Annotated in this window: 23 protein-coding genes; 13 read left to right on the forward strand and 10 right to left on the reverse strand. The window is 68.7% G+C overall.

Annotation, left to right across the window (positions count from 1 at the left end):
* The 9 genes from ACFQ27_RS08900 to ACFQ27_RS08940 all read left to right on the forward strand — a co-directional run.
* On the forward strand, positions 1-1,243 hold a 1,243-nt coding region (locus ACFQ27_RS08900; RefSeq protein ID WP_377353327.1), incomplete at its 5' end, for a chemotaxis protein CheA.
* A gap of 2 nt (positions 1,244-1,245) precedes the next feature.
* On the forward strand, positions 1,246-1,713 hold the full coding sequence (locus ACFQ27_RS08905; RefSeq protein WP_374346874.1) for a chemotaxis protein CheW: 468 nt from the start codon (positions 1,246-1,248) through the stop codon (positions 1,711-1,713).
* On the forward strand, positions 1,710-2,582 hold the full coding sequence (locus ACFQ27_RS08910; RefSeq protein ID WP_374346873.1) for a CheR family methyltransferase: 873 nt from the start codon (positions 1,710-1,712) through the stop codon (positions 2,580-2,582). Before ACFQ27_RS08905 ends, ACFQ27_RS08910 begins: the two co-directional genes overlap by 4 nt.
* Positions 2,579-3,625 carry a protein-glutamate methylesterase/protein-glutamine glutaminase gene (locus ACFQ27_RS08915; RefSeq protein WP_377353328.1) on the forward strand — a complete coding sequence of 349 codons (1,047 nt, stop codon included), beginning with the start codon at positions 2,579-2,581 and terminating at the stop codon, positions 3,623-3,625. Before ACFQ27_RS08910 ends, ACFQ27_RS08915 begins: the two co-directional genes overlap by 4 nt.
* Positions 3,625-4,014, forward strand: a complete 390-nt coding sequence (locus ACFQ27_RS08920) for a response regulator (protein WP_374346871.1) — start codon at positions 3,625-3,627, stop codon at positions 4,012-4,014. Before ACFQ27_RS08915 ends, ACFQ27_RS08920 begins: the two co-directional genes overlap by 1 nt.
* Positions 4,011-4,571 carry a chemotaxis protein CheD gene (locus tag ACFQ27_RS08925; protein WP_374346870.1) on the forward strand — a complete coding sequence of 187 codons (561 nt, stop codon included), beginning with the start codon at positions 4,011-4,013 and terminating at the stop codon, positions 4,569-4,571. The genes ACFQ27_RS08920 and ACFQ27_RS08925 overlap by 4 nt, the downstream gene beginning before the upstream one ends.
* Positions 4,571-4,930 carry a hypothetical protein gene (locus ACFQ27_RS08930; RefSeq protein WP_374346869.1) on the forward strand — a complete coding sequence of 120 codons (360 nt, stop codon included), beginning with the start codon at positions 4,571-4,573 and terminating at the stop codon, positions 4,928-4,930. The genes ACFQ27_RS08925 and ACFQ27_RS08930 overlap by 1 nt, the downstream gene beginning before the upstream one ends.
* A gap of 11 nt (positions 4,931-4,941) precedes the next feature.
* Entirely contained in the window at positions 4,942-5,538 is a 597-nt protein-coding gene (locus tag ACFQ27_RS08935) for a response regulator (protein WP_374346868.1), read from the forward strand.
* Complete coding sequence (locus ACFQ27_RS08940) at positions 5,535-5,987, forward strand: hypothetical protein (RefSeq protein ID WP_377353329.1); 453 nt, start codon at positions 5,535-5,537, stop codon at positions 5,985-5,987. The genes ACFQ27_RS08935 and ACFQ27_RS08940 overlap by 4 nt, the downstream gene beginning before the upstream one ends.
* An 89-nt stretch (positions 5,988-6,076) precedes the next feature.
* Here the strand turns inward: ACFQ27_RS08940 and ACFQ27_RS08945 are convergent, their stop codons facing one another.
* The 4 genes from ACFQ27_RS08945 to ACFQ27_RS08960 form a co-directional block, all read right to left on the reverse strand.
* Positions 6,077-6,565 (reverse strand): hypothetical protein, encoded by a 489-nt coding sequence (locus ACFQ27_RS08945; protein ID WP_374346866.1) that lies wholly within the window; start codon positions 6,563-6,565, stop codon positions 6,077-6,079.
* On the reverse strand, positions 6,562-7,164 hold the full coding sequence (locus tag ACFQ27_RS08950; protein ID WP_374346865.1) for a response regulator: 603 nt from the start codon (positions 7,162-7,164) through the stop codon (positions 6,562-6,564). The genes ACFQ27_RS08945 and ACFQ27_RS08950 overlap by 4 nt, the downstream gene beginning before the upstream one ends.
* A gap of 264 nt (positions 7,165-7,428) precedes the next feature.
* Entirely contained in the window at positions 7,429-8,568 is a 1,140-nt protein-coding gene (locus tag ACFQ27_RS08955) for a thiolase C-terminal domain-containing protein (protein WP_374346864.1), read from the reverse strand.
* Between the two features lie 8 nt (positions 8,569-8,576).
* Positions 8,577-8,981 carry a Zn-ribbon domain-containing OB-fold protein gene (locus ACFQ27_RS08960; RefSeq protein ID WP_374346863.1) on the reverse strand — a complete coding sequence of 135 codons (405 nt, stop codon included), beginning with the start codon at positions 8,979-8,981 and terminating at the stop codon, positions 8,577-8,579.
* A 171-nt stretch (positions 8,982-9,152) separates the two neighbouring features.
* Here ACFQ27_RS08960 and hisC point away from each other — a divergent pair, with 171 nt between their 5' ends.
* A complete protein-coding gene (gene hisC, locus ACFQ27_RS08965; protein WP_377353330.1) occupies positions 9,153-10,214 on the forward strand; it encodes a histidinol-phosphate transaminase in 1,062 nt (353 codons plus the stop codon).
* On the opposite strand, the gene ACFQ27_RS08970 is transcribed toward hisC, so the two are convergent.
* The 3 genes from ACFQ27_RS08970 to ACFQ27_RS08980 all read right to left on the reverse strand — a co-directional run bounded on the left by ACFQ27_RS08970 (position 10,211) and on the right by ACFQ27_RS08980 (position 12,541).
* Positions 10,211-10,543 (reverse strand): glycine zipper domain-containing protein, encoded by a 333-nt coding sequence (locus ACFQ27_RS08970; protein ID WP_377353331.1) that lies wholly within the window; start codon positions 10,541-10,543, stop codon positions 10,211-10,213. The genes hisC and ACFQ27_RS08970 overlap by 4 nt on opposite strands.
* An 83-nt stretch (positions 10,544-10,626) precedes the next feature.
* Entirely contained in the window at positions 10,627-11,862 is a 1,236-nt protein-coding gene (locus ACFQ27_RS08975) for an MgtC/SapB family protein (protein ID WP_374346860.1), read from the reverse strand.
* 1 nt (position 11,863) lies between these two features.
* On the reverse strand, positions 11,864-12,541 hold the full coding sequence (locus ACFQ27_RS08980; RefSeq protein WP_377353332.1) for an ArsR/SmtB family transcription factor: 678 nt from the start codon (positions 12,539-12,541) through the stop codon (positions 11,864-11,866).
* Positions 12,542-12,654: 113 nt separating this feature from the next.
* Between ACFQ27_RS08980 and ACFQ27_RS08985 the strand changes: the two genes are divergently transcribed.
* Both ACFQ27_RS08985 and ACFQ27_RS08990 read left to right on the forward strand, forming a co-directional pair.
* Complete coding sequence (locus ACFQ27_RS08985; RefSeq protein WP_374346858.1) at positions 12,655-12,960, forward strand: NIPSNAP family protein; 306 nt, start codon at positions 12,655-12,657, stop codon at positions 12,958-12,960.
* Positions 12,957-13,280 carry an antibiotic biosynthesis monooxygenase family protein gene (locus ACFQ27_RS08990; protein ID WP_377353333.1) on the forward strand — a complete coding sequence of 108 codons (324 nt, stop codon included), beginning with the start codon at positions 12,957-12,959 and terminating at the stop codon, positions 13,278-13,280. Before ACFQ27_RS08985 ends, ACFQ27_RS08990 begins: the two co-directional genes overlap by 4 nt.
* Here the strand turns inward: ACFQ27_RS08990 and ACFQ27_RS08995 are convergent.
* Genes ACFQ27_RS08995 through ACFQ27_RS09005 form a run of 3 tightly spaced genes read right to left on the reverse strand, consistent with a single transcriptional unit; the run spans position 13,277 to position 16,006 of the window.
* Entirely contained in the window at positions 13,277-13,690 is a 414-nt protein-coding gene (locus ACFQ27_RS08995; protein WP_377353335.1) for a hypothetical protein, read from the reverse strand. The two genes, ACFQ27_RS08990 and ACFQ27_RS08995, sit on opposite strands and share 4 nt — an antisense overlap.
* Positions 13,687-14,709: a phosphotransferase family protein gene (locus tag ACFQ27_RS09000; RefSeq protein WP_374346855.1), complete on the reverse strand. Its 1,023-nt coding sequence runs from the start codon at positions 14,707-14,709 to the stop codon at positions 13,687-13,689. The genes ACFQ27_RS08995 and ACFQ27_RS09000 overlap by 4 nt, the downstream gene beginning before the upstream one ends.
* A gap of 4 nt (positions 14,710-14,713) precedes the next feature.
* Positions 14,714-16,006, reverse strand: coding sequence for a cytochrome P450 (locus ACFQ27_RS09005; protein ID WP_374346854.1), 1,293 nt, complete (start codon positions 16,004-16,006; stop codon positions 14,714-14,716).
* Between the two features lie 193 nt (positions 16,007-16,199).
* Here ACFQ27_RS09005 and ACFQ27_RS09010 point away from each other — a divergent pair, with 193 nt between their 5' ends.
* Positions 16,200-17,285: a hypothetical protein gene (locus tag ACFQ27_RS09010; RefSeq protein ID WP_374346853.1), complete on the forward strand. Its 1,086-nt coding sequence runs from the start codon at positions 16,200-16,202 to the stop codon at positions 17,283-17,285.
* Positions 17,286-17,374 lie beyond the last annotated feature (89 nt).

Genomic DNA, 17,374 nt, shown 5'->3' on the forward strand with positions numbered 1-17,374 from the left:
CACCGCCGCCGCCGCGGGCGGCGCCCCTGCCGGCGCCCCCGCCGCCACGATCCGCGTCGATCTCGACCGGGTGGACCGGCTGATCAACGCCGTCGGCGAACTGGTCATCCAGCAGGCCATGCTGTCCCAGCGCGTGCTGGAGAGCGGCCTGGCCCGCTCGTCCAACGTGGCCCTGGGCCTCGAGGATCTGGAACTCCTGACCCGGGAGATCCAGGACAGCGTCATGGCGATCCGCGCCCAGCCGGTGAAGAGCGTGTTCCAGCGCATGCCGCGCCTGGCCCGCGAAGTCGCCGACATGACCGGCAAGCGCGTCAAGCTGATCATGGAAGGCGAAGGCACCGAGGTCGACAAGACCGTGATCGAGCGCCTGACCGACCCGATCACCCACATGCTGCGCAACGCCATCGACCACGGCCTGGAAGATCCGGAAGGCCGCGCCGCCGCCGGCAAGCCGGCTGAAGGCGTGGTGCGCCTGCGCGCCCTGCACCGCGGCGGCCGTATCGTCATCGAGCTGCAAGACGACGGCCGCGGCATCAACCGCCAGCGGGTCCGCAACATCGCCATCGAGAAGGGCCTGATCTCGGAAGACGCCGTGCTGTCGGACGAAGAGACCGACAACCTGATCTTCCTGCCGGGCTTCTCCACCGCAGAGGTCATCTCGGACATCTCCGGCCGCGGCGTCGGCATGGACGTGGTGCGCCGGTCGATCCAGGCGCTCGGCGGCCGCATCTCCATCTCCTCCGAACCCGGCAAGGGCTCGAAGTTCACCATGTCCCTGCCCCTGACCCTGGCGGTCCTGGACGGCATGGTGGTCACCGGCGCCGACCAGACCCTGGTCGCCCCGCTGTCGGCCATCGTCGAGAGCCTGACGCCCCGGGCCGAGGACGTGCACTATATCGGCGGCAAGGACGCGGTGATCCGCATCCGTGACACCTTTGTCCCGCTGATCGACGTCGGCGTGGCGCTCGGCTTCCGGGACGCGCCGATCCCGCCGTCCAGCGGCGTCGCCGTGCTTGTCGAGAGCGAAGGCGGCGGCAAGGCGGCCCTCCTGGTCGAGGCCATCCAGGGCCAGCGCCAGGTGGTGATCAAGAGCCTGGAAGCCAACTACCAGCAGATCGACGGCGTCGCGGCGGCGACCATCCTCGGCGATGGCCGAGTGGCGCTGATCCTCGATGTTGACGCTCTGGTGACGAGCACCCGCCGCAAGGGCGCGGGCCGCTCTGAGAAGCGTATGGCAAGCTGAGAATGACCCAGATCGTTAGCCAGTCCAACGGCGCGCGCCATGAACTGATCGCCTTCCGTATCGGCGACCAGGAGTTCTGCGTCGACATCATGCAGGTCCGCGAGATCCGCGGCTGGACCCAGGCGACCCCCCTTCCCCGTGCGCCCGCCTATGTCAGGGGCGTCATCAACCTTCGCGGCGCGGTGTTGCCGATCGTCGACCTGGGCGCTCGTCTGGGCCTGACGACCGGCGAGCCCAGCGCCCGCCACGTCATCATGGTCGTTAACCAGGGGGGCCGGACCATCGGTCTCCTGGTCGAGGCCGTGTCCGACATCATCGACGTCACCGAGGACATGGTGCAGCCGACCCCCGACGTCGCCTGCGACACGGTCAAACAGTTCGTCAAAGGCCTGTTCGCCATCGACGGACGGATGATCAGCCTGATCACCCTCGAACGCGTCCTCCCGGAACAGGAAGCCGAAGCCGCATGAGCGCAGCCGATTCCCGATCACAGGGCGGCGGTCTGGTCGATGGCGAATTCCTCTTCACCGCGGAGGACTTCAAGACCATCGCGCAGATCCTGCACTCGCACGCCGGCATCGCCCTGGCCGAGGGCAAGGCCGCGCTGGTCTATTCGCGTCTCGCCAAGCGGCTGCGGGCGTTGGGCCTGCGCAGCTTCCGCGACTACTGCGCCCTGATCCAGGACGCCAAGGAGGTGGACGAGCGCCAGGCCATGATGGCGGCGCTGACCACCAATGTGACCCGCTTCTTCCGCGAGCCACACCACTTCGACCATCTGCGCGACCAGTTGATGCCGAAGCTGGCCGAGCACGCCAAGCGCGGCGGCCGGGTGCGCCTGTGGTCGGCGGCCAGCTCCAACGGCCAGGAGCCCTACTCCATGGCCATCACCGTGCTCGCGGCCCTGCCCGAGGCGGCCGACCTGGACGTCAAGATCCTGGCCACCGACATCGATCCGAACATGATCGCCGAGGGCCGGGCCGGGATCTATCGCGAGGACGCCGTGGCCCCCGTGCCGCTCGACCTGCGCCGCCGCTGGTTCAAGAAGGCCGGCGAAGGCCGCTGGGAAGTGGCCGACGAACTGCGCGAATTGGTGTCCTTCCGTGAACTGAATCTTATCGGCGACTGGCCGATGAAGGGCCGCTTCGACGTGATCTTCTGCCGGAATGTCGTGATCTATTTCGACGAGCCGACCCAGGAACGCATCTGGAGCCGCTTCGCCCCGCTGCTGAACCCAGGCGGCACGCTCTACATCGGACATTCCGAGCGCGTGACCGGACCGGCGACCCAGCTTTTCGAGACCACCGGTCTCACAACCTATGCCTTGAGGAGCGGTCGATGAGCGTCGGCGTCCTTATTGTTGACGATTCCGCCACCATGCGCGGCCTGATCGCGGCCGCCCTGAAGCGGGACCCGGACATTGAGGTCCTGGGCTTCGCCAACGACCCGATCGAGGCCCGCGAGCAGGTCAAGCGCCTGAACCCGGACGTCATCACCCTGGACATCGAGATGCCGCACATGAACGGTCTCGAGTTCCTGGAAAAAATCATGCGCCTGCGGCCGACGCCGGTGGTGATGATCTCGACCCTGACCCAGGCCGGCGCCGACATCACCGTCGCGGCCCTGGAGCTGGGCGCGGTGGAATGCATCGGCAAGCCGCAGGGCGGCGCTGGCGTCGGCGAGGCCTTCGCCAAGCTGCCGGACATCGTCAAGGGCGCGGCCCGCGCCCGGGTGAAGCCCTATTCCGGCCCGGTGGCCGCCCCGGCCGAGCGCGCGTCGGGCTATTCCCCCGTCAAGGATCTGGTGCTGGCCATCGGCTCGTCGACCGGGGGCGTCGAGGCCCTGATGACCATCCTGGCCAACTTCCCCGACACCTGCCCGCCGACCGTGATCACCCAGCACATGCCGGCGACCTTCACCAAGAGCTTCGCCGCCCGCCTGGACCGGATCTCCGGCGCCAAGGTCGAGGAGGCGTATGACGGGGCCAAGCTGCTTCCGGGTCACATCTATGTGGCCCCGGGCGGCGACACCCACCTGGAGGTCGTGTCCTCCACCCAACCGATCTGCCGCCTCCGGGCCGGCGAGCCCGTGAACGGCCACCGGCCGTCCGTGGACGTCCTGTTCGACTCGGTCGCCAAGCTGAACCGCCCGGCCGCCGGCGTCATCCTGACAGGCATGGGCCGCGACGGCGCCCAAGGCCTGCTGGCCCTGCGCCAGAAGGGGGCCCGCACCCTGGGCCAGGATGAGTCCAGCTGCGTGGTCTACGGCATGCCCAAGGCCGCGTTCGAGCTGGGCGCGGTGGAAAAGCAGATCGGTCTCGCCCGCATGGGCCAAGCCATACTCAACGTCTGCTCGGCCTCGGCCGAGCATCAAAGGAGCGCGTGATGCCCGCAGCTTCGGCCATCAAGACCCTGATCGTCGACGACCAGCAGACCATGCGGTCGCTGATCCGTACGAGCCTGCACGCGATCGGGATCACCAACACCCGGGAAGCCCCCGACGGCGAGGAGGCCCTCAAGGCCATGATCGCCTCGCCCACCAACCTGGTGATCACCGACTTCAACATGCCCAAGCTCGACGGGCTGGGCCTGCTGCGCGCGGTCCGCGCCCACGGGCCGCTGTCCAAGACCGCGGTGATCATGCTGACGGGCCGGGCGGACAAGGAGCTGGTGCAACGCGCGGTGCAATTCGGCGTCAATAACTACCTTGTCAAACCGTTCACCACTCAGACGCTAAAAGAGAAGATCGAAGCGGTGTTCGGGGTTCTTACATGATCGTCGAAAACACCCCTCACCGACCTGGCAAGCGGGTCCATGTGGTTCAGGGGGAGCATGCGATCTCGGCCGACCCGGACGTCATGATGACGACGATCCTGGGCAGCTGCGTGGCCGTCTGCATGCGCGACCCGGTCACCGGCATCGGCGGCATGAACCACTTCCTGCTACCCGAGGGCAAGGCGGACGGCCTGGATGAGGGCCGGCGCTATGGCGCCTACGCCATGGAACTGCTGATCAACGAACTCCTGCGGTCCGGCGCCCGTCGCGAGCGTCTGGAAGCCAAGCTGTTTGGCGGGGCGCGCATGTTCGGCGGTCTCTCCGACGTGGGCGCGTCCAACGCCGCCTTCGCCGAGAAGTTCCTGAAGGACGAAGGCATCAAGGTGGTCGGATCCAGTCTCGGCGGCATGGGGGCGCGCCGGGTCCAGTTCTGGCCTGTCACCGGACGCGCTCAGCAGCGGATCGTCACCGATACGCACGAGGTCGCGACGCTCAAGGAAGTCCCCCGCAAGCCGGCGCCTCCCGCGGAGGACGAAGGGTCTCTGGAGCTGTTCTGATGTCCGCCGCGCCCGCTTACACGCCCGAAGTCCTCGCGTCCCTGGCTCACGAGCTGGAGCACGCTGGCGAACTGTGCGACCGGCTCGAAATGCTGGTCACCCAGCTGGTGCGCGCAAGCCGCGGCGAACCGCTGCAGATCGCCCTGACCGAGGCCCAGACCCTGGATGTGCTGACCCAGCACCTGGCGGCCCTGGCCACCTTCACGCGCAAGCTGTCGGTCCAGGCGGAAAGCGGACAGTACGACCTCTCCGACGCCGTCGCCGGCGTCACCCTTGGCGACCTTGCAAAGCGCCTCGCCAAGGTCACCCATGACAGCGACGCCCTGGTCCCGACCTCCGGCGACCTGGACCTGTTCTAGGGCCCCGGCGCATGGCCCTGGATCCCAAGATCCGCATCAATCTCGAGCGATCAGTCTTCTGCCTGGTCGATTCGAACCCCACCGCCCTGGAGGCCCTCTCCGGCATGGTGCGGGGCTTCGGGGTGCGCAAGCAGTTCAAGTGCAAGACCGGGGCCGAGGCCATCCATGTGGTCAAGACCCAGGAACTGGACCTGATCATCACCGACGCTCACGTCGGCGACATGGACGGCTATGACTTCCTGCGCTGGCTGCGCCGGGAAGCCCAGCCCGAGGCTCAGTTCACCCCGGTGATCATGCTGTCCGGCCACGCCGCCCGCAGCATGGTCGAGAAGAGCCGCGATTCCGGCTCCAACTTCGTCATCGCCAAGCCCTTCACCCCGGAACTGCTGCTGCAGCGGATCTTCTGGGTGTCGAAGGACGAGCGCCAGATGGTCAAGACCGAGACCTATGTGGGTCCTGACCGCCGCTTCAAGAACCTCGGGCCGCCGCTGGGCATTAAGGGACGCCGCAAGGGCGACCTGTCGACCCATGTGGGCGCGGCCACGGACCCGAACATGGACCAGACCGATATCGATCAAATGTTCAAACCAGCGCGGGTGCAGCTTTGAGTGAGCCTCAATTCATCAAAGTGAAGTACAGCCTCAGCGAAAAGACAGCGGCGCCCGGCGGCATGACCGCGGAGCTGGCCAATGAGCGCGCCGCCCGTGAGCTGGCCGCCCTGGGCGGTGACGCCCGCAAGGCCCTGGACGCGTCCATCAAGCGGCTGGAAGCCCACTGCCAGGCCAAGTCCGTCGGCATGGATGCGGTCTATGAGGAATCCAGCGTCGTCCTCGACATCGCCGGCATGTTCAACCAGCGCATCCTCTGCGACGCGGCCTATAGCCTGTGCGAACTCACCGATCGCCTGCGCACCGCGGGGCGCCAGGACTGGGCCTCCATCGGCGTGCATGTGAACGCCCTGCGGCTGATCTGGACCGAGGACAAGCAGCTCGGCCCGGAGATGAAGGAAGTGGTGGATGGCCTTTGGGCCCTCACCGACCGGATGAGCCCGACCTAAAGCCCTGCGGCGAGGCCGGCGCCTTCGCTGGAGCCAGACCGTTGAAATTCAGAAGCCGCCGCTGGACCTGGTCCGCGGCGGCTTTTCGTTTAGTCCGCCTGGGCGTCGTTGGCCGCGAAGCGCTGGCTGACCTGGCGCAGGCCGTCCAGCAGGCCCTGAGCGCCGGCGCCCTGGCGCGCGGCCTCGACGTTCAGCATCAGGCGGATGGCGCGCAGGTGCACGGCCACCGGCTCAGGGTCCCAGACCGACCGCTCCTGCAGATTGTCCAAAAGGTCGGACAGGCTGATCAGGGCGGTGTCGACCGGCTCCATGCCGCAGGCCGTAGGCACGCCGATCGCGGCGCTGACCCGGCCATAGAGTTGCTCCACCAGCTCGGCGTCGAAGGCGGCGCCGGCCCGGGCCGCGGCCCCTTCCGCCTCGACCAGCATCTGGCCCAGATCGGCCAGGCAGTCGTCCTGCAGACCCATCAGGCCCTGCTGAGCGTCGGCCACGGCCTCGACCACCGGCTTGCCGCCCGGCGTCTTGATCAGCTTGGCGAGCTTGTTCTCGGGAACGTGGAAGGTGACGACGCCGGTCATAGTTGAACCTTCCGGGCCTTGAGCATGCTGTCGATCACATCCTGCTCCATGTTGGGCATGGTCGCCTCGCCCACCTCGGCGGGCAGATCGTCGCGGCGGCGGCCTTCCATGCCGGCAGGCACGCCCTCGTTCTTGAAGCGCCGGTCGGGGCCGACATAGGTGCTGCACTCCACGAAGCGGCGGCCTTCCTTGGAGATCCACAACACCCGCTCGAGCACCGCGATGGGAGTGAGCGGCTTGGCCAGGATGAAGTGCGCGCCGCAGTCGCGGGCCATGGCCACGGCCCGCTGCGGGGTGTGGCCGGCGATGATCAGCACCGGCGCGAAGCAGTTGGGTTGGATCTTGGACCGGCGCAGCCAGTGCACGAACTTGTAGCCGGCGCCGCCCGGCCCCAGGCTGTCGACGACCATCAGGTCGATCTCGTTCTTCTGGACGGTGGCCTCGGCCTCGGCGACGGTCTCGCACCGATGAATCGTCTTGGCGCCAAACCCGGTGAGGATCTGAACCAGGATGCTCATCCCCATGGGATTCTGGTCCAGGATCAGAATGGAGGCGCGTTGCAGGTTAAACCTCGCCCGCGATTCCGGATTGATCCCCATGCCTGCTCCACACCACCACAAAGGCCCGGGCGCGCGCGCCGCCTCGGACGCTGGCAGGATGAACGAGGACCCTTAATATCCCGTGGCCGCCGGTGGACGGAATGTCGCATCGGGCCGGTGGCGCGCCCCATTCCACCCCTTTGGCCGGGCTTCCCGGCGACCCCGAAAGGCTGAAACAGAAACACCCCCGCCGAGGTCCGGCGGGGGTGTTCATGCTGCACCTTATGCTGCGCAGCATAACTGCGGTAAGTTACTGTTCCGAGATCACTTCTCGTTGGTGAAGATGATCGTGCCGGAGGCCGCGAACATGCCGCCGACGCCGTGGCAGACGCTGATCTTGGCGCCTTCCACCTGGGCCGGAGCGATGCCGCGCATCTGCCGCACGCTCTCCTGCAGGGCGTACATGCCGTACATCCCGGAGTGCATGTAGGACAGGCCGCCACCATTGGTATTCAGCGGCAGTTTACCACCGATCGCGGTGTTGCGGTCGCGGATGAAGCCCGCCGCCTCGCCCGGCTCGCAGAAGCCCAGGTCCTCCAGGCCATAGAGCGGCAGGTGGGCGAAGGCGTCGTAGATCATCAGGTGATCGACGTCGGCATGGGTGATGCCGGCGGTCTCGAAGGCCTTCTTACCCGAGACCCGGAAGGCCTTGGACGAGGTGAAGTCCTCCATCTGGCTGACCATCGGGGTCTCAACGCTCTCGCCCGTGCCCAGCACGTAGACCGGCTTGTTCGGGAAGTCCTTGGCCCGGTCGGCGCTGGTGACGATCAGGGCGCCGCCGCCGTCGGTGACCAGGCAGCACATCAGCATGCGGAACGGCCAGGCGATCATCGGCGAGTTCAGCACGTCGTCGACGGTGATCGGGTCCTTGAAGCTGGCGCGCGGGTTCTTGGCGGCCCACTCACGCTGGATCACCGCCACCGTGGCCAGGTCTTCCTCGGTGTAGCCTCGGGCCTTCAGGTAGCGCAGCACCGGGACGGTGAACATGGTCGGCGGGCTGGTGACGCCATAGGGCATCTCGAACTGGCCCATCAGGCTGGACGGCGAGCGGGCGAAGCCCCCGGCGCCCACGCGGCTGCGGCCCGATTCCCCGTGGGTGATCAGGATGGTCTTGGCCAGGCCGGCGTTGATCGCCGCCGCCGCGTGGCGGACGTGCAGCATGAACGAGCAGCCGCCGACGCTGGTGCCGTCGGCATAGGTCGGCGTGATGCCCAGATAGTGGGCCAGCTCGACCGGGCTGACGCCCGCGGTGGCGACGCCGTCGATGTCCGACGGCTTGAGGCCAGCGTCCTTCATGGCGTTGAGGGCGGCGTCGGCGTGCAGGCCGATCACGGAGACGTCCGGGATCTTGCCCATCTTGGTGGTTTCGGCGGCCCCGACGACCGCGACGGATTTGGGTTGCATGTCTCGTCTCAGCCCTTCGCCGGTTGGAACAGGGGCAGGGAGATGTCGTCCGTCTGCTTTTCGAAGACGACCTCCACGGCCATGTCGAGCTGCAGCGCCTCAGGCGTCTGCGGGCATCCGATGATGTTGGTCATCATGCGCGGGCCCTCGGCCAGCTCGACGACCGCGATCGAATGCGGCTCGGTCCCCATGTCCGGACGGGGCCGGTGGTTGATGACGTAGGAATACAGGATCCCCTTGCCGGAGGCCTTGAAGACCTCGACGTCCCGGCTGCCGCACTTGGGGCAGAAGGGGCGCGGCGGGAAATAGTTGTGGTCGCAGTCCGTGCAACGCTGCAGGCGCAGCTCGCCGTCCTTGCAACCCTCCCAGAAATGCCGGGTTTCCGGCGTGGGCTCGGGCAACATGCGAGGCATGAGAAATCAGGTCCCTAATCGAAAAATGGCTAAGCCTTTGGCCCCCTAACGAGGGCGGCGCAGCAAACCCGAGGTCGGGGCCGTTGTCGATGGGGGATTTGGCCAGCGCGCCGGGGCTTGCGCCGCAGGGGTCCGCCGGTCATGGACGAGCCCGAACCACAGGAGCCCGCCATGAGCCGCTACTGGAGCGCCCTCGTCCACGACCTGTCGCCCTATACGCCCGGCGAGCAGCCGCGCATTGCGAACCTGATCAAGCTGAACACCAATGAGAGTCCGCTTGCGCCCTCCCCGGCGGTGCTGGCGGCGATTGCGGGCGAGGCGACGGAGGCCCTGCGGCTTTATCCGGATCCGGCGGCGACGGCCCTGCGCGAAGCCCTGGCCACCTATCACGGCCTGTCGGCGGACCAGGTGTTCGTGGGCAATGGCTCGGACGAGGTGCTGGCCCACGCCTTCGCCGGCCTGCTGAAGCACGACGCGCCCCTGCTCTATCCGGACATCACCTACAGCTTCTATCCGGTCTGGGCCCAGCTGTTCGGGGTGGCGACCGAGGCCGTGCCCCTGGACGCGGACTTCCGCGTCCGCATCGCCGACTACCGCCGCCCGGCGGGGGCGATCATCCTGCCCAACCCCAATGCGCCGACGGGGACGCCGCTGGCCCTGGCTGAGATCGAGGCCCTGCTGCGCGATCATCCGGCGATCCCGGTGGTGATCGACGAGGCCTATGTAGATTTCGGAGCGGAGACGGCCGTTCCGCTGATCGCCGCCCACCCCAACCTGCTGGTGGTGCGCACCTTCTCAAAGTCCAGAGCGCTCGCGGGCCTGCGCGTCGGCTACGCGCTCGGCCATCGCGACCTGATCGAGGCCCTGACCCGGGTGAAGGACAGCTTCAACTCCTACCCGCTCGGACGCCCGGCCCAGGCCGGCGCCATCGCCTCCGTGCAGGACGACGCGGCCTTCCAGGCGGGCCTGGCCAGCATCGTCGCCACCCGCGGGCGGATGACAGCGGGCCTGGAGGCGCTGGGCTTCCAAGTCCTGCCGTCGGCGGCCAATTTCGTCTTCGCCCGTCATCCGGCCCATGGCGGCGCGGATCTGGCCGCGGCCCTGCGCGGGCGGGCGATCCTGGTGCGCCGCTTCAACGCCCCGCGCATCGCCGACCACCTGCGCATCACGGTGGGAACCGACGGCCAGACTGAGGCCCTGCTGTCGGCCCTGGCGGAGATCCTGGCCGCCTAAAGGCCGTGGCGGCCATCCCGCAGATAGATCACGTGGGTGCGGCTGGCGCTGAACAGGTGGCCGACCAGAAAGCCGATCCCCACCGCGGCGCCCAGCGCCGCATAGGGCTTCTCACGGACCATCTCGACCGTCTGCTGGCTACGTTCCTTGGCCTGGCTGCGGACCATGCCGTAACCCAGGCGGGCCTTGGCCAGGAGGTCCTCGGTCAGGTCCTCCAGGGCGACCCGGGCCTCACGCATGAAACTGGTCATGGCCTCGCGGACGTGGGGCTCGCCGTCCGCGGGGGCGGTGTCGCCGCCATTGGGCTGAGGGTTCAGGGGTTCAGACATCGCGGGCCTCCATGCGGCGACGCGCGAGGTCGCGCGTCCTTGTCCTGCGGAATTCCGGGCGGGCGATGAGGTTCCCCTGGCGGTCAGATCAGCAGCGCCCCCAGCCAGGCCGCGCCGGCCACCAGCACCAGGCCGGGGATCACCCGCAAGGCGAAGGCCGGGCCGCCGGCGGTCCAGGCCAGGATCGCCTTGGTCAGGCTGTTGGTGGAGATGGCGGCCAGGATCGGGATGACGGCGGCCTCTGCCGGCATGCGGCCGGTGGCGGCCAGGGCGGCGACCGAGATGCCCGCGGCGTGGGTGTCCACGAGGCCGCCCAGGCTGGCGGCGATCAGCACCCCGGCGTCGCCGAACCTCGCCCGCAGCGCCGCAGACACCAGGAGGATCGCCCCGAGCGTCAGGGCGAAGATCCCGGCCGAGGTCAGGCTGAACGCCGCGCCGCCCTCAGGCTCGTCCTTGGCCTGATGCCGGAAGGCGCGGGCGGTGAACACCACGCCATAGATGAGGGCCATGGCGCCCGCCGCGGCCAGGGACGGGGCCATGGCGTTCAGAACCGCCGGGCTGGTGGCCCCGATCACAATGGCCATCTGGGCGATGGTGGCGACGGTGGAGAGCACGGCGCCGGCCACGGCCGGGCCTTGCAGCTCCGGGGTCCGGGTCGCGCGCTGGCCCATGGCGGCGATGGTGGCGGCGCTGGAGACAAAGCCCGAGACCAGGCCGGCGATGGGCAAGCCGTAGCGCGCGCCGACAAAGCGCACCGCCACATGGCCCGCCGCGCCAATGGCCAGGATCAGCACCAGCACCACCCACAGGTCATGCGGATTGAGCGCGCCGAACGGCCCCATGGCCTGGTCGGGGAGCAGGGGCAGGACCACCAGGGTCGCGCCAGCCAGGATCAGGCCGTCGCGCACCTCGTCCTCGGTGAGCACCTTGGAGACGAAGTGGTGCAAGGGCGTGCGCGCCGCCAGCACGGCCGCCGCCGTCACCCCGACCGCCGCCGCCAGGGCCGGTTCGCGCATGGCCAGGCCGCCGGTCAGCACCGTCAGCACCAGGGCGACCTCGGTGGTGACACCAGGATCCTTGCGCCCGATCCGCCAGGCCGAGACCGCGGCGAACACCGTCACCGCCGCCATGACCGCGCCCAGCAGGAAGGCCCCGCCCAGCACATAGCCCAGGGCGCCAGCCACCGAGGCCACGGCGAAGGTGCGAATGCCGGCCGCCGCCGGCTGGTCCTGTTGCCGCTTGCGGCGCTCCCGCTCGGCGCCGATCAGTAGGCCGACGCCAAGGGCGGTGGCCAAGTGGAGAAGCTGGGTTTGGTCCATGTCAGGGCGCCGGGAAGACAGATTGAAACGCCGCCAGGCCGGGGGCGCTGAAGGCCACGACCCGGGTCCCCTCGAGCCGCCTGGCCCAACCGCGAGCATAGACCTGCTGCAGGATCGCCGCCCCCAGGGACCCGGCCAGGTGGCTGCGCCGCTCGCTCCAGTCCAGGCAGGCCCGGCACAGGGGCCGCCGCCCCCGCCGCACCGGATCGACGCCGAAGGCCCGCATGGCCGCCGCCCCGGCCTCAGTCAACTCCAGCGCCCCGTCATGGTCGACGATCAGGGCTCGGGCCACCAGACTGTCCAGCATCTCCACCCCGAGCTCTCCGGCCAGGTGGTCGTAGCAGACCCGCGCCCGGCGCATCGCCGGTTCCCGCGGACCGGGCCGCGCCCGGGTCTCGCCCACGCGGGCGCCCAGGCCCATCAGGGTCTCCAGCAGTTCAGCCACCTCTGGCCCCGACAGGGCGAAATAGGCGTGCCGGCCCTGGCGGCGCGCGGTGACCAGGCCGCCCTCGGTCAGGCGGGCCAGATGGCTGCTCGCCGTCTGGGGCGTGACGCCGGCCTCGGCCGCCAGTTCTCCGGCGGTCAGGGCGGTTCCGCCCATCAGGGCCACCGCCATATTGGCCCGCGCCGGATCGCCCAGCAGGGCGGCCACGCGCGCGATGTCGAGCCCCTGTTTCATGTCCCCAGCCTAGGCCCCTGCCCTGGCCGGCGCCAGCGGCGACACTTCGGCGCCGGTCGAAGCATGGGCGGCGGCGCAGGCGCTAGACCCCGAGCCCTGACATAGGAGCTCCCATGACCATCACCTGCTGCATCGAATACCGGATCGACCCGTTCCAACGGGCGGCCTTCGCCGACTACGCCCGCAACTGGCTGACCATCATCCCGGCCTGCGGCGGCGACCTGCTGGGCTATTGGCTGCCGCATGAGGGGACGAACGATATCGCCCTGGCCCTGATCTCGTTCGAGAGCCTCGCCGCCTACGAGGCCTACCGCGCGCGGCTGAGGACCGACCCCGCCGGTGCCGCCAACTTCCGGCTCGCCCAGGACCAGCGCTTCATCGTCTCCGAGCGCCGCACCTTCCTGGAGCCGGTCACGTGATCGCGGTCATCTTCGAGGCCGAACCGGCCGAGGGCCAGCGCGAGACCTATCTCGACCTGGCCGCCGTCTTGCGCCCGGACCTGGACCAGGTGGACGGCTTCCTCTCCATCGAGCGGTTCGAGAGCCTGACCACGCCGGGCAAGGTGCTCTCCCTGTCCTTCTGGCGCGACGAGGCGGCGGTGGCGGCCTGGCGCACTCACGCCCCGCACCGCGGCGCCCAGGCCGCCGGCCGCTCAGGCGTCTTTTCCGGCTATCGCCTGCGGGTCGCCCAAGTGCTGCGGGACTATGGGCTAACCGACCGCGACCAGGCGCCGACCTAGACCACCGAGGTCGCCCACTTGCGCCGTTCCGTGGAGGTGCGCAGTTCGGCCCAGATCGCGTCGTTGAGGTCACCGGCGGCGGGGTCGCGCTCCACGGCGGCGTGCAGGGTGATCAGGGCGGCCGCCAGCCGCTGGTTCTCCGCCGTCAGGGCCGAGAGGCGAAGGTTGTCCTCGGCCGGCGGCGCAGGCGACGCAACATAGGCCTCGCCGCGCTTGAGCAGGGCGTGGATGGCGCGGTTCTCTTCCACCAGCAGGTGGGCGCGGCCATCCCAGGATTCCGCCACATAGCCCAGCAGCATGGCGCTCATGCCCAGGTCGCTGGCGCGGTCGGCGGGATGGACGCTCGGATCGGCGTTGCGGACCAGGAGCTGGGCGAGCTCGGCCAGGACTTCGGGAACTTCCGGTTTCATAGCCGCCCCATCACCTTCAGTGTCGCCCGGTCCTGGGCGGTCTGCAGCATCCAGGGCGGCACGACGGTGATCGGCGCCTTGCTGCCGCCGTCGATGAACACCCGGGCCGACGAGATCCAGATCCCCTGGCCCTTCACGCAGTTGAACAGGGTCCACCAGTGGACCGCGGCCGGATCGGCCTTCAGGCCCGAGGCCCGTTCCCAGACGGCGATGGCCTCGGCTTCCGGCAGCAGGCCGCCGGCCCGCGGCTGGCCGAACGACCAGACAGGATTGAGGCTCCAGCCCAGGTCCTCCAGCGGGTCGCCCAGGTGGGACATCTCCCAGTCGAGGATCCCCCGGATCTCGCCGTGCGCGTCATAGAGGAAGTTGCCGGTGCGATAGTCGCCATGCACCACCGACAGCTTCTGGGCCGGCGGCGGCGGATTGGCGCGCAGCCAGCGGATGGCCGCGCGGGTGATCGGCAGGGGCTCGGCCTCGTCGTCGTCGAGCACCTTTTCCCAGTAGCTCAGCTCGCGGTCCCAGCAGGCCCCGAGCGCCGGCGGCGGCATGACCTCGGTGAGGCCCAGGGCCACCGGGTCGGCCTTGGCGATCTCGCCCAGGATGGTCCACTTGCGCTCCCCCAGCCGCTGCAGGTGCGGCAGGTAGGGCTCGGTGAACAGCAGCGCCGGCGAGGCCTCAAAACCATGCAGCTCCTCGGCGATGGAGAAGGGATGGTCGAGGGCCTCGGACCCCTCTTCCAGCCACAGCATTTCCGGCACCGGCACGCTGGAGCCGTGGAAGGCGCGATAGGCCTCGAACTCCACCCGCCGCTCGGTGTCGATCAGGCTGGCCGGCGGGTCCCGGCGCAGGATCAGCCGGCGCTCCCGCGCCTCGCCGCCCTCGCGCCAGTTCAGCACGAAGCGGTAGGTCTCTCGGCTGGCCCCGCCGGAAATGCGGGTCAGACCGGTGACCGAGACGTCCGAGGCGTTCGCCAGGCGCCCGGCGATATAGGCGGCGAGACGGGGTTCGAGGCTGCTCAACGGGTCAGGCCATCTTGAAGCGGATGGGCAGGGTCTTGGGCCCGTTGACGAACACGGCTTGGCTAAGCGCCGGCTCGCCGGCCAGCTCCACGCTCTCGAGGCGCGGGATCAGCTCTTCCCACAGGATGCGCATCTCCATCTTGGCAAGGTGCTGGCCCAGGCACAGGTGCGCGCCATAGCCGAAGGCCAGGTGCTTGTTGGGCGAGCGGTCGACGCGGAAGGACTTGGGCGCGTCGAAGACCTCGTCGTCGCGGTTGCCCGAGGCGTAGCAGAGCATCATCCAGTCGCCCTTGGACAGCTTGCGGCCCGCCATCTCGGTGTCCTCGGCCACCGTGCGCATGAAGGTCTTCACCGGGGTGGTCCAGCGGATGGATTCATCCACCAGGCCCGGGATCAGCGAGGGATCGGCCTTCAGCTTGGCCAGCTCGCCCGGGTTCTCGGCCAGGGCCCACAGGGCGCCGCCGGTGGAGGACGAGGTGGTGTCGTGGCCGGCGGTGGCGACGATGATGTAGTAGCTCATCGCCTCCAGCTCGGAGATCGGCTGGCCGTCGATCTTGGAGTTGGCGATCACGCTGGCGAGGTCGTCGCGCGGATTGGCCCGGCGGTCCGCCGAGATCTTGGCGAAGTACTGGAAGAAGTCGGTGATGACGCCCAGGTCCAGCTGCTGGCCGCCGGTGTCCTTGTCCAGGGTCTGCTCGGACGGCTTGCGGCCCAGCTCGGGGTCGGCGGCGCCGAACAGCTCCTGGGTCAGCATCAGCATCCGGGGCTCGTCCTCTTCCGGGACGCCCAGGATCTCCATGACCACGTGCAGCGGATAGTGCAGGGCCACCTCGCGCACGAAGTCGCACTCGCCGCCGGTCGCGGCCATCTTGTCCACCGCGGCGCGGGCGATCTTGCGGATGCGGTCCTCAAGGCCGCGCAGGTTCTGCGGCATGAACCAGGCCTGGGTGAGCGCCCGGTACTTCGGATGGTCCGGCGCATCCATGTGAATCAGGGTGCGCAGCAGGTGCGGGCTGCCGCCCATCATCTGGCGGATGCGCGCGTCGGCTTCCTGGCTGACCAGGGTGGGCGAGCGGTCGCCGTTCAGGAACAGGCTGTTCTGACGGCTGATCTCCAGGATGTCGGCGTGCTTGGTGACCACCCAGAACGGATCGACGCCGGGGATCTCAGCCATGCCGAAGGGGTTGTTGGCCCGCAGCCAGTCATAGGTCTCGTGGATGCGGTGGTCGGCATAGGCCGTGGGGTCGACAAGGTTCGCCGCGACGGCGTCCGGAATCCGAATTTCGCTGGTGGTCATGTGCGTCGTCCTCGGCCGAACAGACGCCAAGGAACGAGTGACGCAACGTCAGCTCTTTCCTTCCCCAGCGTCAGCAGGGCCACGCCTCCCTTGTTGTTGTTATCTCTGATCACCTGGATACCGCCGACCGGACAACGGTCGCAAGATTGACGCAGGGCGAACCTAGGCTCGCCCGCCGTTAGGGAGCCGCCATATGCTGACCAAAGCCGACGAATTTCCGATCCACCAGACGCCCGAGCCGATCGCCTATTCGGGCACCGACCGGAACTTCTACGACCGCTATTTCTTCAACGGCTACAACCCCGACGGCACCGAGTTCTTCGCCGCGGCGCTGGGCGTCTATCCGCACGTGAACATCTGCGACGCCCACTTCTCGGTGATCCGGGACGGGGTCGAGCACTGCCTGCACGCCTCGCGCTTCCTGAACATGGAGCGCATGGACATGTCGTGCGGTCCCATCCGCATCGAGGTGATCGAGCCGCTGGTGAAGCTGAAGCTGATCGTCGAGCCGTCCAACGGCTTCGCCGCCGAGATCACCTTCGAGGGCCGGTCCTTCCCCATCGAGGAGCCGCGCTTCGTCCACCGCATCGGCCCGCGCGCCTTCATGGACTACACCCGCCTGACCCAGAACGTGCGCTGCTCGGGCTGGATCGAGATCGACGGCGTGCGCAAGGAGCTGCAGGCCGGCGCCGTCGGCACCCGCGACCGCTCCTGGGGCGTGCGCCCCATCGGCGCGCCGGACAGCCAGCCGCCGGTTCCGCCGGTCATGCCGACCTTCTTCTGGCAATGGACGCCGCTGAACTTCGCGGACTCCAGCGTCTTCTTCCACGTCAACGCCAACCCGGACGGCACCCCCTGGAACACCCGCGCGGTGATCCTGCCCGACGGCGCCGGGCATGACGGCGGCTACCACACCGCCGGCGCCTCGATCGGCGAGGTCAGCTTCATCCCGAACACCCGCCACGCCCAGACCGGCGAGCTGGTGATCCCCCTGGCTCAAGGCGAGGCCAAGGTGAAGTTCGAACCCTTCCTGACCTTCCTGATGAAGGGCATCGGCTACGGTCACCCGCAATGGCGCCACGGCGGCTTCAAGGGCCCGCTGGTGGTGGAGCGCGAGGACATCGACCTGGCCAAGGAGAACATGGGCGCCGTGGAGAACTTCCACATCCAGGCCCTTAGCCACGTCACCCTCACCCTGCCCGGCAAGGACCCGGAGCGCGGCATGGGCGTGTTCGAACAACTGATCCTGGGGCCGTATCACCCGTACGGCGTGGGCTAAGCCCATATCCTTCTCCCCTTGCGGGAGAAGGTGGCCTGGCGGAGCCAGGTCGGATGAGGGGTCGCATTGGCCCGCCAGCAAGACCTTTA

Origin of the sequence: Phenylobacterium conjunctum, assembly GCF_042679085.1 — a bacterium.
Classification (GTDB): Bacteria; Pseudomonadota; Alphaproteobacteria; order Caulobacterales; family Caulobacteraceae; genus Phenylobacterium; species Phenylobacterium conjunctum.